At 41.6% G+C, this 16837-nt stretch carries 16 protein-coding genes and 2 rRNA genes; 4 read left to right on the top strand and 14 right to left on the bottom strand.

All coding sequences use genetic code 11. From position 1 onward, the window contains the following. Window positions 1-30: 30 nt before the first annotated feature. The 7 genes from EL171_RS00320 to EL171_RS00290 form a co-directional block, all read right to left on the bottom strand. Window positions 31-624, bottom strand: a complete 594-nt coding sequence (locus EL171_RS00320; RefSeq protein WP_039969470.1) for a hypothetical protein — start codon at window positions 622-624, stop codon at window positions 31-33. Window positions 625-670: 46 nt separating this feature from the next. Next, a complete protein-coding gene (locus tag EL171_RS00315; protein ID WP_039969467.1) occupies window positions 671-1273 on the bottom strand; it encodes a hypothetical protein in 603 nt (200 codons plus the stop codon). A gap of 190 nt (window positions 1274-1463) precedes the next feature. Beyond that, complete coding sequence (locus tag EL171_RS00310) at window positions 1464-2222, bottom strand: SDR family NAD(P)-dependent oxidoreductase (protein WP_005387383.1); 759 nt, start codon at window positions 2220-2222, stop codon at window positions 1464-1466. A 397-nt stretch (window positions 2223-2619) separates the two neighbouring features. Continuing rightward, window positions 2620-3621, bottom strand: coding sequence for an electron transfer flavoprotein subunit alpha/FixB family protein (locus EL171_RS00305; protein WP_005387381.1), 1002 nt, complete (start codon window positions 3619-3621; stop codon window positions 2620-2622). Further along, on the bottom strand, window positions 3621-4607 hold the full coding sequence (locus tag EL171_RS00300) for an electron transfer flavoprotein subunit beta/FixA family protein (RefSeq protein WP_005387380.1): 987 nt from the start codon (window positions 4605-4607) through the stop codon (window positions 3621-3623). Before EL171_RS00300 ends, EL171_RS00305 begins: the two co-directional genes overlap by 1 nt. Window positions 4608-4611: 4 nt before the next feature. After that, a complete protein-coding gene (locus EL171_RS00295) occupies window positions 4612-4890 on the bottom strand; it encodes a ferredoxin family protein (RefSeq protein WP_005387378.1) in 279 nt (92 codons plus the stop codon). Next, window positions 4887-6194: an FAD-dependent oxidoreductase gene (locus EL171_RS00290; protein WP_005387376.1), complete on the bottom strand. Its 1308-nt coding sequence runs from the start codon at window positions 6192-6194 to the stop codon at window positions 4887-4889. The genes EL171_RS00295 and EL171_RS00290 overlap by 4 nt, the downstream gene beginning before the upstream one ends. A gap of 390 nt (window positions 6195-6584) precedes the next feature. Between EL171_RS00290 and EL171_RS00285 the strand changes: the two genes are divergently transcribed. Beyond that, entirely contained in the window at window positions 6585-7073 is a 489-nt protein-coding gene (locus EL171_RS00285; RefSeq protein WP_005387374.1) for an ArsR/SmtB family transcription factor, read from the top strand. Window positions 7074-7150: 77 nt separating this feature from the next. Here EL171_RS00285 and EL171_RS00280 read toward each other — a convergent pair whose 3' ends face one another. From EL171_RS00280 to EL171_RS00260, 5 genes are all read right to left on the bottom strand, one after another. Next, complete coding sequence (locus tag EL171_RS00280; protein ID WP_005387372.1) at window positions 7151-7468, bottom strand: type II toxin-antitoxin system RelE/ParE family toxin; 318 nt, start codon at window positions 7466-7468, stop codon at window positions 7151-7153. Beyond that, a complete protein-coding gene (locus EL171_RS00275; protein WP_005387370.1) occupies window positions 7452-7730 on the bottom strand; it encodes a type II toxin-antitoxin system Phd/YefM family antitoxin in 279 nt (92 codons plus the stop codon). The genes EL171_RS00280 and EL171_RS00275 overlap by 17 nt, the downstream gene beginning before the upstream one ends. Window positions 7731-7853: 123 nt before the next feature. Beyond that, window positions 7854-9170, bottom strand: coding sequence for a pyridoxal phosphate-dependent aminotransferase (locus tag EL171_RS00270; protein ID WP_005387369.1), 1317 nt, complete (start codon window positions 9168-9170; stop codon window positions 7854-7856). A gap of 277 nt (window positions 9171-9447) precedes the next feature. Further along, the gene (locus EL171_RS00265) at window positions 9448-10737 is read right to left on the bottom strand and encodes a M48 family metallopeptidase (protein ID WP_005387367.1); all 1290 of its coding nucleotides are present in this window, start codon (window positions 10735-10737) and stop codon (window positions 9448-9450) included. 158 nt (window positions 10738-10895) lie between these two features. Continuing rightward, window positions 10896-11267 (bottom strand): CGGC domain-containing protein, encoded by a 372-nt coding sequence (locus EL171_RS00260; protein WP_005387366.1) that lies wholly within the window; start codon window positions 11265-11267, stop codon window positions 10896-10898. Between the two features lie 343 nt (window positions 11268-11610). Between EL171_RS00260 and EL171_RS00255 the strand changes: the two genes are divergently transcribed. The 3 genes from EL171_RS00255 to tnpA all read left to right on the top strand — a co-directional run bounded on the left by EL171_RS00255 (window position 11611) and on the right by tnpA (window position 12900). After that, window positions 11611-11985, top strand: coding sequence for a type II toxin-antitoxin system RelE/ParE family toxin (locus EL171_RS00255; RefSeq protein ID WP_039969462.1), 375 nt, complete (start codon window positions 11611-11613; stop codon window positions 11983-11985). Continuing rightward, window positions 11963-12238, top strand: coding sequence for a helix-turn-helix domain-containing protein (locus tag EL171_RS00250; protein WP_005387364.1), 276 nt, complete (start codon window positions 11963-11965; stop codon window positions 12236-12238). The genes EL171_RS00255 and EL171_RS00250 overlap by 23 nt, the downstream gene beginning before the upstream one ends. Before the next feature lie 200 nt (window positions 12239-12438). Further along, a complete protein-coding gene (gene tnpA, locus EL171_RS00245; protein ID WP_005380067.1) occupies window positions 12439-12900 on the top strand; it encodes an IS200/IS605 family transposase in 462 nt (153 codons plus the stop codon). Between the two features lie 590 nt (window positions 12901-13490). On the opposite strand, the gene rrf is transcribed toward tnpA, so the two are convergent. Both rrf and EL171_RS00235 read right to left on the bottom strand, forming a co-directional pair. Further along, window positions 13491-13607 (bottom strand): 5S ribosomal RNA (rrf, locus tag EL171_RS00240). A 75-nt stretch (window positions 13608-13682) separates the two neighbouring features. Further along, a 23S ribosomal RNA gene (locus EL171_RS00235) occupies window positions 13683-16617 on the bottom strand. Window positions 16618-16837: the final 220 nt, after the last annotated feature.

The raw sequence follows: 16837 nt of genomic DNA, 5'->3' as shown, positions 1-16837 counted from the left end.
ATGCCTATCCCACTAGGCTGGACTGTTATATTATTTTGTATATGCTGTATGTGCTGTAGGTGCTACAGTATTAGCAATGATCGCTTTTGCCATGTCGCGATTTACAGGGCGTTCAAAGTACATCGCATGGTTTTGACCATCTTTTATCCAACCAGCGAGGTATACCATTTTTTCGCCACCTTTGAAAGTAACCTTTGTACCGTTTACTTTTTCTGTAGCTGTAACGCGATAATCCTTATGATTACCACTGATATCACCTTTTGTAGTACCTACGCGATACACAATACGTTTGCCTGCTGCTTGATTGCGAGTAGAATCTTCGCCAGCTTGGTAAACATACACAACTTGCAAAACATCTTTATTGATTGTGCTTACAGACTCAATATTATAGCCTACAGGTAATACTTTAGGTAGATGAGGCATAATATTCATGTATTTAGCAGCTTCATTAATAGTAGCGAATTCATGAATTGGGCTTGGCATACCAACCATTGGCGCTGCCTGTTCTGCAACTACAGGTTTAGCTGGATCTGGCTTTACATCAAAAGTACCTTGCGCACCAGCAACAGTGTAAGAACCTACACAAGCACATGCAACTGCCATTAATACAAATTTTTTAACCATGAGTATAATCTCCCTTCGGTCAATAAAAAAATTATTAAAAACACATTTATTTTGTATGTGATTTTTCCTCAACAATATTATGGATAATAGCCTTCGCCACATCTCGTGTAACGGGACGCTGAAATTCTAAAGAGTGATTTTGTCCATCTTTCATCCACGATGCAAGATAAACCATTTTCTTACCACCTTTGAAAGTAACCTTCGTACCATCTACACTTTCAGTTTCTATAACCTTATGAATCTTATGGTCATCGCTGATATCACCTTTTAATTTAGTAGATGTACGATAAAAAATAAGAGCACCACCGGCTTTATTTACGTACGGATCTATACCGGGTTCATACACGTACACAACTTGTAAAATATCTTTCTCTAAAGTGATAACAGATTGAATATTAAATCCTACAGGCAATAGCTTTGGCATCTGAGGTCTAAACCCTATATATTCAGACGCTGCTTCTACAGTGGTAAATACATGTACAGGACTTGGCATAACAACGCCAGGAACAGCTGCTTCAACAGACATTTCTAAGGGGCCAGAAACTTTAGTTTGTGCATCCATAGCATCTTGACCCTTAACAACTCCATAGGTACCTATACAGATGCAAGCTAACGCCATCAAAAAAGATTTCTTTAGTATTGAGGTCATAATAATATACTCCACAAAATACATTTTGCAAAATTATATTTATTAAAATACGCTTAATAAGTATATCCTAAATAATTGGGGAATTCAAGTAATATTCATCATATATCGGTTTTTATTAATATAGGTAAATAAAATCATTTATCAACTATGATATGACTAGTTACTTTTACCCAAACTATCAAGTATTAAGCTATTTCTTATGTACCATAAAGCCTGCCGCTTGTTGGTTTGCCATGATTGTCACATCAGAGATTTGCAAGCGTTTAGGTTGGTTCGTTACATATAGTACAACATCGGCCACATCCTCTGGTTGGATGGCATCGATACCAGCGTACACAGATTTAGCTCGTTCCGCATCACCGTGGAAGCGTACTTCACTAAATGGAGTTTCTACGATGCCTGGTTGAATGGTGGTAACCTTAATATCTGTAGCTATAGTATCCATACGAATGCCATCACTTAATGTCTTAACAGCTGCCTTTGTGGCGCAGTAAACAGCACCACCTGGATATGCATAAATGCCTGCCGTAGAGCCCATATTTACAATATGACCTTCATTTTTATCAATCATAAAAGGTAGTACTGCTTTTGTTACATATAAAAGGCCTTTCACATTGGTATCAATCATAGTCACCGCATCATCAACGGCACTATCTTGGAAAGGATCAAGCCCTTGTGCAAGCCCCGCATTATTTACGAGCACATCGACGCCACCAAAAGCCTCAATAGCAGCAGGAACCTTACTTTCAACATCCTCGCGACTACGCACATCAAGAACTAACGTCTCAACACGCACGCCATATTCCTTAGACAAACGAGCCTGTACCTCGCCCAATAACTCAGCACGACGACCAGAAATCAACACATTATCGCCATGCTTTGCATAAGTCTCAGCAATACAAAGACCAATACCAGACGTTGCACCAGTGACAAAAATATTACGAGCCATAAAAGCCTCCTCATCATCAATCCGTTTTATTCTATCAAGTTCATTATACCATTATGAAAATAAAAAAACGCTACCCTACCCCCTATAATCTATAAAAACAGTGTATACATAAGTTGATGCAGGTAATAATTGAGCCCTCTACTACAGCTAGAAAATAAATAGGGATACCTATTCGAAGCCGCCTCAGGCACTACACTTCCCATCCTCTTTTTTCTCAAAATGATATGCTGGCGCATCTGTATGTAAGACAAAAATATTTGAGCTCTACCACAGTTAGAAAATAAATAGGGATACCTATTCGAAGCCGCCTTGGGCGCTACGCGTACCCATGAAGGCTGAGGATAGGTATCCCTATGTTTTATTTAATTTGATTAGTAGAGCTCAAATACGCTAGCTTTTATTTCAGATGCGCCAACATATCATTTAACACTTCCATGCAATCCCCCACGATGCCATAGTTAGCGTGCTGGAAGATTTCTGCGTTTGGATCGTTGTTAATAGCCACGATTGTGTCTGCACCGGAGATGCCGCTCACGTGTTGGATAGCACCGGAGATACCAAATGCCAAGTATAGTTTAGGGCTTACAGTTTTACCTGTTTGACCTACTTGATATGGCAATTCAATCCAGCCTTTTTCCACAAGTGGGCGTGTAGCCCCTACAACACCACCGATAGCATCGGCTAGTTCATAAAGCTTATCAAAGTTTTCTTTAGAACCCATGCCACGGCCACCAGCTACGATAATATCTGCTTCTTGGATATTGTAGCCATCTTTGCTGAACGGAATGAAGTCGAGACGCTTCATGCGAATGTCTTCAGGCTTGAGGTCAAATTGTTCAATTTGGATACGACCCCAGCTATCTGCGATGCGTTCAGGTTTTTTAAATACGTTAGGACGGACAGAGCCCATTTGAGGACGATGGTTTGGAGAAATGATTTCCGCCAAAATATTGCCGCCCAAGGCAGGACGTGTCCATTCAACAAGGCCTTCATTTGTATCTACTGTCAAGATTGTACAGTCCGCAACAACGCCGTTTTGCATACGACCAGACATGCGAGGCGCCAAGTCACGGCCATTGTTAGTGGCACCAATTAAGAGGATATTAGGCTTATGATCTTCAAAGAAGTCTGTTAACACCTTAGTGTAGCCATCCGTTGTGTAGTATTTCAAAAGGGGACTTTCAAAAACGTGAACAATATCAGCACCATGTGCTACCAGTTCCTCTGCTTCAGTTTGAACATGCTCACCAAGGAGCATAACTTGAACTAGCTGGCCCAATTCCTTAGCAATGCGGCGAGCTTGACCGATTAGTTCATACGTAACCGGATGTACCACGTCATCGATGGTATCGGCTACAACAAAGACGTCTCTATATTCATCAAAATTTGTTACGGCCATTACCGGTCACCTCCTTTAGAACCTTCATCACCTTTAGCAGCTGCTACCGCCTTAAACTCACTAGGGGACACGCTTTCAACAGATGCAGCCCGTTGTACAGGATCTTTTACATCTACGCCCTCATCATTATCCTCAACTACATCAACAGGTGCATCATTTGGCACCAATAAATGAGCAAATTTTTCAGGCTTAATATGATAAGCCAATTCAAGAACCTTTTTAGCCCCTTCCTCGATGGATGGCAACATTTCTACCTTGCCACGAAGAGGTGGTTGGTATACCTTGCGCACCCGCGTAGGGGAGCCGTTAAGACCGATACGGCTTTCATCAATATGCGACATATCACGCAATGTAATATGAGAAATGGTATAACGTTTTGCATAAATAGAGCTCCAAAGACCTGGTTGGCGCGGCTCGTTGAGCTCAGCTGTAGCTGTTACAAGCAACGGCAACGGAACCTCTACGATTTCATAGCCATTTTCATGTTGTCGTTTCACAACTGCTTTTTGCGCACCTTGATCAACGGATAGTTCACAGGCATAGGTAGCTTGTGCCATACCGAGTTCCTCTGCAATTTGAGGACCTACTTGTGCCGTATCGCCATCGATAGCCTGCTTACCGCAGAAGATAATTTGGAATTGACGGTTCATAGTCCGTTGAATATGACGGATGGCAGACGCAATGGTATAGCTAGTAGCCAATGTATCGGCACCACCGAACGCGCGATCTGTAACGAGTACTGCATCATCGGCACCAAGGGACAAACACTCACGAAGAGCGGCCTCAGCCTGTGGAGGGCCCATGGATAAAACGGTTACACGACTACCTTCATATTGGTCTTTCACCGCAAGAGCCGCCTCTAACGCATGCATATCGTCAGGGTTTACAATGCTAGGCAAGCCTGTGCGGATGAGATTATTTGTTTCCGGATCCAGCTTAATCTCAGATGTATCTGGAACCTGTTTGATACATACTAATAACTCCATACACTCACCCCTGTCTAAATTCTACGCCCTTAGCGTTACGCGGATATTTCCATGTTTTTACGATTGTTTCACCACAAAGAACGCGGCATGTACCACACTCTAAGCAACCAGCGAAATCAAAGGCTAAATCGCCATTCTCTTGTAATGTATATAGACCAGCAGGACAGCCGTTTACGAGTTTCATTTTCTCTTCGTGGCTAAAACCAGCGCCATCCACAAGGATATGAGGAGACGTTTCATCTACATAATATTTATTGGCGCCCAAACGCTCTTCTAGTTTCATAGAGAACGCACCCCTTTCCAAGCATCACGAATCAAGGTAAATAGGCCAATGTCTCCGACACGGCGCATGATTTTTTTCATCATTGGTACTGCACCATCACCGTTTACAGTGAATACGTCGCGCATCAAATTGTTAACAAATGCTGGGTATTCATTGAAAATACGCGGATGTGTAGCAAGGAATTTAGGCATATTCTTGTAATGCTTCAAATCTTTCAGTAACCAAGAAGCCTTGATTTGACGTTCATACAACTTAGCTACGCGGTCCATATTTTCGTCGCGCAAGGCTACGTTAACCGCATCTGCTGCACACATACCGGACTCGATGGCAAGGTCCATACCACGAATAGTATAGCCAAGATTCATACACATACGTGCCGCATCACCGACGATAACATACCCATTACCACCCAACTCAGGCATAGATTTATAGCCACCTTCTGGTACAAGATGAGCACTATGCTCTTTCAATTGGCCATTTTTCAATAATGGTGCAATTCTTGGATGGCTTGTGAAAGCTGACAGCATATCGTCTACAGAACGATCGGCTTTGCCAATATCTTCAAGGCCTACAACCATACCTACAGAAAGGCTATCTTTATTTGTGTAAATAAAACCACCGCCTAATAAGCCAGAGGTCATATCGCCTAAAGTTAGCCATGCCATACCGTCATCACCAGACAGCATGAGGCGATTTTCAAGATCTTCTTTCTTAAGTTTATATACCTCTTTTACACCTACTGCCATTGTACTTGGATCTGTAGGAGCTGTGAGGCCAGTCTTTTCCAATAATAATGTATTGGAGCCTTCTGCGATGATAACGAGTTTTGCATACACTTCATCATCGTGGCACCGAACGCCTACAACGCGTTGTTTTTTGCCTTCTCCTTCAGTAATGAGATCTGTTACCTGTACATTGGATACGAGAAGAGCCCCTTTTTTCTCAGCCTCTTCAGCGAGCCATTTATCGAATTTGGCGCGTAATACTACGTAGGATTCCTCGTTAGGTTGTCCATCTTCGTAGCTGTATTCAATAGTCGTCATTTCATTGCCAGCGCCAATAGAAATGCGTTCTTTTGTTACCTTACGTTCCAATGGGGCACGGTCTCTAAAGTCCGGTACTAACCGTTCTAAAGAATGCGTATAGATACGTCCACCCATCATATTTTTAGCGCCTGGTGCGGTACCGCGTTCAATGAGTAAAACCTTTACCCGTTGCTCCGCGAGGCGTAACGCCGCCGCAGAGCCTGCTGGGCCTGCACCAACAACGATAACGTCAAATGTTTCATTGCGATCAATTGCCATATACTCAGCTCCTTTAAATCAAAGCTTAGACTTACATAAGTTCATATAGTATATATATTTCTCTATTAAGAACTAAAATACCTTTAAAAATTACCATAAAAAAATGAATATATTCTATATTTTACGATTTTATATTATAAATGTATCTATAGGATGTATATATACTCATTATATACTTATACTATTGCATACTTTCTGTTATAAATAGGTGCAACAAAATTCATCAATTCGTGAAATTTATAAGTTTATCTAGCTTTCAAAGGAAAAGTAGCGTATGATAAAAGTAGGAAAAACCCTATACGGAGCAACACGCGTATAATACGACCGCATAATGCAAGACCACGGTCAAGGTTAGGCACTCATTATTTTGGAATTACCAGAGGAGGCCATATGGACCCGTTAAGAATCTTGAAAGCATTATCAAATCCACATCGGTTAGATATTATATTGTGGCTAAAGCAACCAGAGAAAGAATTTGGTGTACAAGTACACACTAAAACTCTTATCGATTTCCCTAACAGTGTAAGTGTTAAGAGTATTCAAAAGCGCTGTGGTGTATCTCAATCTTCCATCTCTACATTTATGAGCATCTTAGAAAATGCGGAACTCGTAGAGTCTCGCAAGATTGATCAGTATACCTATTTCCGCCGTAACGAAAAAGTAATTCGTGAGTTCGGCGAATGGTATAACAAAGAGGTATCCATCCAATCGGATGATAAAGAGGTATCCATTCAATCGGATGATATCGATAAATTATTAAAAACGCTTAACTTAGAAGACACTTCGTATCCTACAACAGAGGAAACCTCTGTGCCTGTCGAGCAACTCGCTGCCGAAATCAATACTAAGGGATCCGATTATGATGAAAACAGAAAATAAAATTCTCCCTTATTCACTATACTTAGGGATAAAAGAAAAAGAGCTATAATACATGTGATTATAGCTCTTTTTTATTTTTAATCATTCAATATATTTTGTAAATCTCGCCGATTATAGTAAATATGACGAACCTCCATTACATCTTCAATTACTACATAAAAGATATAAAAGTTGCGTACTATAATTTTATAATATGGATACTCACGTTGTTTCTTACTCGGATATACGGCAAAAGATTCTGGACAACTTAATCTTGTGTATATAGCAGCCTCAATATCTGTAATTAGTTGATGAGCGGCTTCTCTATTATGCAGAACATAAGTTATATAATCAACAATATGATTAAGCTCCTCTTCAAATAATGGTAAAATCGTAAGTTTATATTTCCGCTCCATCGATTCTCTCCCTTACGCGACGAAATACATCGGCACCAGAGTATCGAATTTTACTTTCTTTTGCTGCAGAATCAGCTTCATCCAAGGCGTACTCAATAGGATCTGTTAATGCTGAATATTGTTCAATACTCATTAACACCATAGTTCCATATCCATTCTTAGTTAAAAATACAGGCGAATTTGTTGTAATAACGGTTTCTTCAACTTCAGGAAATTTATTACGCAAGTCTGATACAGGTCTAATATTAATCAATATATACACCTCCTTATATCATAATTCTATCATTATTTTATTAATTTTACTAACAATATTATGGCAATCAATAGTTCAACTAAAAATGCCCTCCAACAGGAGGGCATCTATTATATTAGAATTATACTTCTTCTATCGTTGTGCTTCATAGGCTCTGAATAGTTTAGATAATAATTCAGGTGCCAAGCGCAATAGGTCTGGGTTTTCACAGAAGGATACGCGTAATTGTGTTCTGCCTGGATTATCTTCACCTTTTTTACCGCTATAGAAACCATTGAGTGGAGCCATGAGGAGTGTGTATTCTTTACCATCATCAAGACTAATAGCACCGTGTTCAGCACACCAAGAGGCAAATTCTACACCATCAAAGCCCGGTTTCGCTACCTTCCGTACGTCGATAACAAAGTAAATAGACGCTTCTGGACGAGATACGATGAAATCAGGTTCGACTGCTTTGAAACCTTCGTGAAGTTCAAAGATCATCTTACGGTAGTAATCGCGTTGTTGTTCATACCAGTTATGAAGCTCTGCATGGCTTTCATGAGCCAAAGCACCAAAGATATATTGACCTAATGTATTAGCACTAAGGTTCGCTGTATATTCGGCTACCGATTTTTCATAGCATAATTTGTTATCCGTAATGATGGCACCAATGCGTAGGCCACAAGCGTTCCATACCTTACTAGCTGTTTCAAGGCTGATACGACGGCCTTCAATGCCAGGCACATCCTTATCAGTTAACGCCCAGATACTAGATGTTTCTTTACCTTTTTCGTAAGCCAATTCGCGATAGGCTTCGTCAGAGATAATCCACAAATTATGTTTAACACATAATTTTGTATATTCGATCAATGTTTCTTTACTGAATAATTGACCTGTAGGGTTATCGTAAGGAATGATGAGCAACGCACCTGGTTTTGTATCGATGATACGTTGTTCTACAGTTTCTACGGATGGCAATTCAAATTCACCATTTTCATTAAGTTGACGCTCCACAGTAACTGTTTTACGACCAATGCGAAGACCTACCGCATCATAGTTTGTATAGGATGGGTTGAACATTAATAGAGGACGTTCCTCTTCACCAGCACCACCACATACGCCAAGCATGATAATTTCCATGGCCATGGATGCACCGTCTGTTACAAGTACATTAAGTCCTGTTGTATCAAAGCCTTGGCTGCGTAAAATATGAAGGAATGCTTCGCGGCATTCATCGGTACCTGTAGTTGGTACATACGGTACAATGCCTGTGTGGAACGGGCTATTCACACCGCCCAAATCGAACAACCGACGCTGCATGGCGGGATGCATAGGACGCATTACATTACCAATAGAACCATTCACCAAAATTGGTGGGTTCTTACGTTCCAAGAATTTAATTTGTCCTAGGCGAATGCCAGATGGCTTTCGAGCCATCATATACGGCGACAATTCTGGTTGTTTCATTCAGATCCAACTCCTCTAAAAAAGAAACTGCCTCGATAGAGAGGCTATATTAACTGTAAAAGTAACAAAACCACAACATACAGCCGCAGTTCTATTCTTTACAAAGATAAAGTACTAATATATTGATATATATAGATACTTAATATTATAGTGCTTTTACTATAGAAAATCTACTAAAAACTATAAAAATAAGCCTATCAGTACATAAAGAAAAGACCGAGCCCATTTGAACTCGGTCTTGTATGCTACATTAAAACCAAACGATTAAATAATTCAACTATCTGTCGATGGATTTGCGTCCATGATCATTTGTGTTTGCATTCTTTGTCGCTTTAGCTGTATGTTTTGTTGTAGAAGCCTTGGTAACAGGTTTTACTTCTTTACCTTTAGCCGGTTTAGCTTTTTCTGCTTTTACAGGTTTAGCCTTTTCTTGTTTTACCTTTTTAGGTTCCTCTTGTTTCACTTTCACAGGGTTTTTAGCATTAACTGCCGCACCTGCTGGTTTTACAAAAGCATTATTAAGGTTTGTCGCCACTTGTAGTGCTACGTCAGAGTTTGGCGTAGATACGATGGATTGGCCTGCTACTGTTACAGTACCACCGCTGTAAGATGCAGAACCTGGCGTAATTTGGTTGTTATGGTACAATCGTGCCAATTTACCAGCCATGTAATACGCACGTTCTTCCCCTGTATAACGTCCGCTACCTGCTGGGCTATAGATATTATCGCCATTTACATAAACAGCGCCTTTAGACACATTTACATGGTTTCCAGAGTATGTGTACATGCGGGAAATATTGTTATTTACCCGATCAGACAACTTAGGATGGTTATTAGGTGCCACTACTTGTGAAAGTCCTTCACGATAGTGTTCCCCAACCTTGTTGCGCAATACCGCCATAGAACCAGCTGCACCGCCCACATTATATGGAGATTCGCTTAAAATCTTAAAGCCTAATTCATCGGCTGCTTTTTCTTGGCTCATTGTAAATACTTGATTAGACAAATAGTTACCAGCTACGTTAGATAATAACGCGGCCCCTTCGCTACCACCAGCCGCAATACCTACAGCTGTAGAAAGGCCGATTTGCTTTTTAGCACCATTGATAATGTCTTTATGCTCACCATGAGCAATTTCATGGGCCATTACATAGGCCAATTGATCATCATCAAGGGTATCCAAAGCACCTTTATTAACAGACATAACGCGACCAAGCGTTGCAAAGGCATTAAACTCTGTATCAGGGTTGGCATAGACAACATAAGAACGTTTTACGCTAGGAGAAGCCTCTAAGGTTTTCAGGATACGTTGTACACGTGCTTGCGCTGCACTATCGTTTAAGTAACCAGTTTTCTCCTTAGTACGTGCCAAGCTTTCTTGTTGGCCTTGTTCGGAGTTATCCATTTTATTTAATGCAGTAGATACATACGCCATGGCAACAGCGCCACCAGCCAATGTTTGTACCGCACTAGATGCAGCATTCACAGGTGCTGTTTGCATAATAGCAGGCGCCATTGTTGCTGCCATAGCTACAGATAACGTAGCTGCTGTAAGTTTCTTGTTCATTCTCTCAACCTCTCGAATTGATTAACCATATAGTAATAAAACAAATTATCACACTAGATTTACACACTATGTATATAGTATCTCTTCATGGTAAATATAGAATGAATAATGGAACAATCATTCATCTGTCATTACTGTCTATTGATTCATCGTTACGATTATTGATCTGATGTTACTGGTTTAGCTGAAAGTACGACCGCTTCTTTACCATCTTTAGAAACGGCACCACCATGGGTATAGCCAACTACATCAAAGCCCGCCTCGGCACACTGCTCTGCGATGCTTTCATAATTTTCATTCTTACCACGAGTACAGGTAGAAAGATGAACCGTAGTAACACCTTTTTTCTTGAAAGACTCAATTTTCTTAGCTAGATCGCCACCACTGTGTGTGAAACCGACCAACTCAATATCCTCGTCTGCATAACGCTCAAAGGAATCTGCTTTATTCATAAATGCTTTTAAACAACCACCGCAAGAACAGCGCTGCATTGTATCCTCATTAACGAGAACTGCAATTTTTTTAGTCATAAAACCTCCTATTAAAGTATAGTTTGAACTTTAGTATAACATATGTATTGAGAAATGATGTATCTTAAAGCACATAAGTGAATATAAGATATATAACTATATATGTATTATCAATAAACATGATATAACTTGAAATTCTAGTTGAATGCTCTTAAAAGATAGGCAAATCAACATGAACTTGAATAGTAATTACAAAGATGTTAAATCATCCCCATTAATTCTTTAAGCTACCAAAAACCATTCACGTATCTATATAGTAAAGATAAGAATTTAGAGTATATAAAACTATTTAAAATTGAAGGTTGATAGCATATATGCTATCATTAAAGAAAGAAGGATTTGGATGGAGAAACCTAAGTTTATATCTTATACTAGACCAAATGGTCGTAACGAGTTTGAAGAATTTTATAACTCACTCCCTACAAAAGATAGAAATAAACTACGTGCCACCATTGATATGATTGAAAAAGCAGGCATACAACCAGCAATACAACTTGAATGGGTAAAAAAATTAAATTCTGAAATATACGAGATACGATCAAAAATATCTTCGAATATACAAAGAGCTTTATATTTTCACATAAAAAATAATCAATATATTATTACACATGGATTTACTAAAAAAACTCAAAAGACACCGATAAAAGAAATAATAAGAGCTAAGCAGATAAAACAAGAATTTGAGGAGGAATATTATGCCACTAAAACCATTAGATAAGATATTTGAGAAAGATAGAAATAATCCTACTTTAACAGAAAGTTATTTAGAGGAAAAAGCTAAATTAGAAAATGCCTTAGCTGTTTTAAAAGCACGAGAGGCTGCAGGACTAACACAACGTGATTTAGCGAAAAAATCTGGAGTTCCACAGTCTACAATCGCCCGTATAGAAAAAGGTGCCAATACAAGTTTAAGCACTATGTGTAAAATTGCATTTGCTTTAGATAAACAAGTGAAGATTAGTTTAGTATAAAAAGAACCCCTATGAGCAACGATAATGTGGCTTATAGGGGGTTTATATTATTGTCTTTAGACTGGTTCGCGACGTAGTCGCGAATCATAAAACCACCCGCTATGCGGGTGCGGCAACGAAAGTTATACAAAAAAATCACCTTGCTTAAGTATAATGTAGGTGTTCAAGCCGCATTATATACAAAAGAAAGGTGATTTTATATGGCAACAAAGACACAGAGCCTTGCGCACACAAAATGGTTATGCAAATACCACATAGTATTTACACCTAAGTATAGACGTAAAGTTATATATAATCAATACAGAAATAGCTTACGTGAAATACTGAGACGTTTATGTGAATATAAGGGCGTCAAGATTATAGAGGGGGAGCTTATGGCAGATCATGTGCATATGCTAGTGTTAATTCCACCTAAAATATCAGTTTCATCTTTTATGGGATATCTAAAGGGTAAAAGTGCGCTAATGATGTTCGATAAACACGCAAACTTAAAGTATAAATTTGGAAATAGACACTTTTGGTCCGAGGGATATTATGTAAGTACGGTAGGATTAAATGAAGCTACCGTAAAAAAATATATACGTGAGCAAGAGTTACATGACCAAATGAAAGATAAACTTAGTGTAAAAGAATATGAGGACCCTTTTAAGGGTAGCAAGTAATACATATCCCCTTTAAGGGGACCGTTACGAGTCAATGGCTATGCGGCTTGAACGCAGTGAAAGCCAGCGCCTTTAGACGCTGGCCTAGTACTACGGGCTTATAGCCCGTGAGCAAACCACCCGTTTTACGGGTGGTTCTGATTTAAAATAGGTTACATAATTTAAAGTAACTCAAATAGTTTACGATTCATTGGCTCAGTATATCTACATAAAATCATTAATTTACATATATTTGGACTTACTCAACGGCTTTACGGTTTGGTAACATTGGCACGTTGTGCCTCGTTACCGTTTTGTAAGATTTTGACTACCACTAGCCGCGACTTCCTATCAATCCTCACTGTGGATTTCCCTTCCCTGCTTCGCAGCTTGGTAAATCTTACGTTCGGAAGAAAGCGATGCAGTGAATCTGTCGTCGTTTCACTCCTCCATCTTCTACTGCCCTGCTTTTCCCAATGCCGTCCTATACGGACACGTACATAGATACAACCTCTACAACCTTGGCTGGAGGCGTCTCTAGCAGGGTTAGCTAGTCGAAGACTAGCAAAAAGAAAAAGGCCTACCTTTAGGTAGACCTTTTTCTTTTCGTTAATCAGCGGCTTCCTATCCTCCCAGGCCGTCTCCAGCCAAGTACTTTCGGCGTTTATGAGCTTAACTACTGTGTTCGAGATGGGAACAGGTGGATCCTCATAGCCATCGCCACTGAATCTGTCAGAGTTTGTACTCTGAAAACCACATAGAAGTTATATATATTTGTTGCACATTTCCGCTTAATGTTTATTTAAGTAAAGCCCTCGATCTATTAGTACCAGTCAGCTCCAAACCTCACGGCTCTTCCACACCTGGCCTATCAACCATGTCGTCTACATGGGATCTTACTAGCTTATGCTATGAGAAACCTCATCTCAAGGCTGGTTTCACGCTTAGATGCTTTCAGCGTTTATCCGTCCCGAACGTAGCTACCCAACTGTACCCTTGGCAGGATAATTGGTACACCAGCGGTTCGTCCACTCCGGTCCTCTCGTACTAGGAGCAGCCCCCTTCAAGTTTCTTGCGCCCGCGATGGATAGGGACCGAACTGTCTCACGACGTTCTGAACCCAGCTCACGTACCACTTTAATCGGCGAACAGCCGAACCCTTGGGACCTACTTCAGCCCCAGGATGTGATGAGCCGACATCGAGGTGCCAAACCTCCCCGTCGATATGGACTCTTGGGAGAGATTAGCCTGTTATCCCCAGGGTAGCTTTTATCCGTTGAGCGATGGCCCTTCCACTCGGCACCACCGGATCACTAAGCCCGACTTTCGTCCCTGCTCGACCTGTCCGTCTCGCAGTCAAGCTCCCTTCTGCCTTTACACTCTTCGAGCGATTTCCGTCCGCTCTGAGGGAACCTTTGGGCGCCTCCGTTACTCTTTAGGAGGCGACCGCCCCAGTCAAACTGCCCGCCTAAGACTGTCCGGCCGGTCGTTACTCGGCCCGTTAGAAATCAATTAATGAAAGGGTGGTATCCCAACAACGACTCCTCTAAAACTGGCGTCCTAGATTCTAAGTCTCCCACCTATCCTGTACATTCATTAACTAAGTTCAATCTTAGGTTGCAGTAAAGCTCCATGGGGTCTTTCTGTCCAGTCGCGGGTAACCTGCATCTTCACAGGTACTTCAATTTCACCGGGTCCCTCGTTGAGACAGTGCGCAAGTCGTTACACCTTTCGTGCGGGTCGGAACTTACCCGACAAGGAATTTCGCTACCTTAGGACCGTTATAGTTACGGCCGCCGTTTACTGGGGCTTCAATTCAGAGCTTCGACCGAAGTCTAACCCCTCCTCTTAACCTTCCAGCACCGGGCAGGTGTCAGCACCTATACATCAGCTTTCGCTTTAGCAGGCACCTGTGTTTGTGGTAAACAGTCGCTTGCGCCTCTCTTGTGCCACTCATTCATGCTCCAAGCGTTGCTGCTCTTCACACTACATGAGTCCTCCTTTTCCCGAAGTTACGGAGGCATTTTGCCGAGTTCCTTAACGAGGGTTTTCCCGCGCACCTTAGGATTCTCTCCCCGCCTACCTGTGTCGGTTTTGGTACGGGCGATGTGTCTCTACCTAGAAGCTTTTCTCGACAGTGTAGGATCAATCACTTCGTTACTATCGCTAGTAACTCGTCATCACATCTCAGCTTTTAGAGCTACGGATTTGCCTATAGCTCAACCTACATGCTTAAACACGCACTTCCAATCGCGTGCTGACCTACCTTACTGTGTCACTCCATCGATCAAACGATTCACACCGGTACAGGAATTTCAACCTGTTGTCCATCGCCTACGCTTTTCCGCCTCGGCTTAGGTCCCGACTTACCCTGAGACGACGATCGTTGCTCAGGAACCCTTAGGCTTTCGGTGGAATGGATTCTCACCATTCTTTTCGCTACTCATACCGACATTCTCACTTCTCATCAGTCCACAACTCCTTACGGTACTGCTTCAACCCGATGAGAACGCTCCCCTACCCATATACATTGCTGCATATGACACGACTTCGGTTTTACACTTTAGCCCCGGACATTTTCGGCGCAGAGTCTCTCGACCAGTGAGCTATTACGCACTCTTTAAATGGTGGCTGCTTCTAAGCCAACATCCTGGTTGTTTTGGAAATTCCACATCCTTCGCCACTTAGTGTAACATTTGGGACCTTAGTCGGTGTTCTGGGCTGTTTCCCTCTTGACAATGGACCTTATCATTCACTGTCTGACTCCCGAGTATAAGTATAGCCATTCGTAGTTTGACTAGGTTCGGTAACCGGTATGGCCCCTAGCCCGATCAGTGCTCTACCGCCTATACTCTCAACCTCGAGGCTAGCCCTAAAGCTATTTCGGGGAGAACCAGCTATCTCCGTGTTCGATTGGCATTTCACCCCTATCCACAACTCATCCCAAAGCTTTTCAACGCTCACGAGTTCGGTCCTCCACACAATTTTACCTGTGCTTCAACCTGGCCATGGATAGATCACTACGGTTTCGGGTCTACTATTACTAACTGAACGCCCTGTTCAGACTCGCTTTCGCTGCGGCTCCATGTTTTCCACTTAACCTCGCTAGCAACAGTAACTCGTCGGTTCATTCTTCAATAGGCACGCCGTCGTCCTGATATATATACAGACTTCGACTGTTTGTAGACATACGGTTTCAGGTTCTCTTTCACTCCCCGCCAGGGGTTCTTTTCACCTTTCCCTCACGGTACTATGCGCTATCGGTCGATATCAGTATTTTGGCTTGGAGGGTGGTCCCCCCTGCTTCCCACAAGGTTTCACGTGTCTCGTGGTACTCTGGATACAGTCCCATGTATGCAAGGTTTCGATTACAGGGCTTTCACCTTCTGCGGCTGAGCTTTCCAACTCGATTCTTCTACCTCATTTACACTTGATGACTGTCCTCAACCCCGGTGCGGTTGCCCGCTCCGGTTTGGCCTCTTTCCCGTTCGCTCGCCGCTACTAAGAAAATCTCGTTTGATTACTTTTCCTCCGGGTAATTAGATGTTTCAGTTCCCCGGGTGCCCTCCTCATAGTCTAAGCTATGGGTGACAGTGCATAACCACTGCCGGGTTCCCCCATTCGGAAATCTACGGGTCAAAGGTTGCTTGCACCTCTCCGTAGCTTATCGCAGCTTACCGCGTCCTTCTTCGGCTGATATCGCCAAGGCATCCACCGTACGCCCTTAAAATCTTTACTTAAGATTTCATTGACATGCATTAGATACATTGTCGTTTTTGTAGCCGTACATTTTCATGTACGTCACCATTAAGTCAGAGAATTATTTCCTATGTGCTCGGGTCAACCTACTTAGAAATTCTAAGAGATGACCTTACAAATATATATTAATTCTTCTATGCAGTTTTCAAAGAACAAAACTCCTGTATGGAGTTGTTTGAGAGTCTTTACAGATCTCTCA

The sequence above is a fragment of the Veillonella dispar genome, from assembly GCF_900637515.1.
GTDB classification, from domain to species: Bacteria; Bacillota; Negativicutes; order Veillonellales; family Veillonellaceae; genus Veillonella; species Veillonella dispar.
This window is presented reverse-complemented; position numbering and strand designations above follow the sequence as displayed.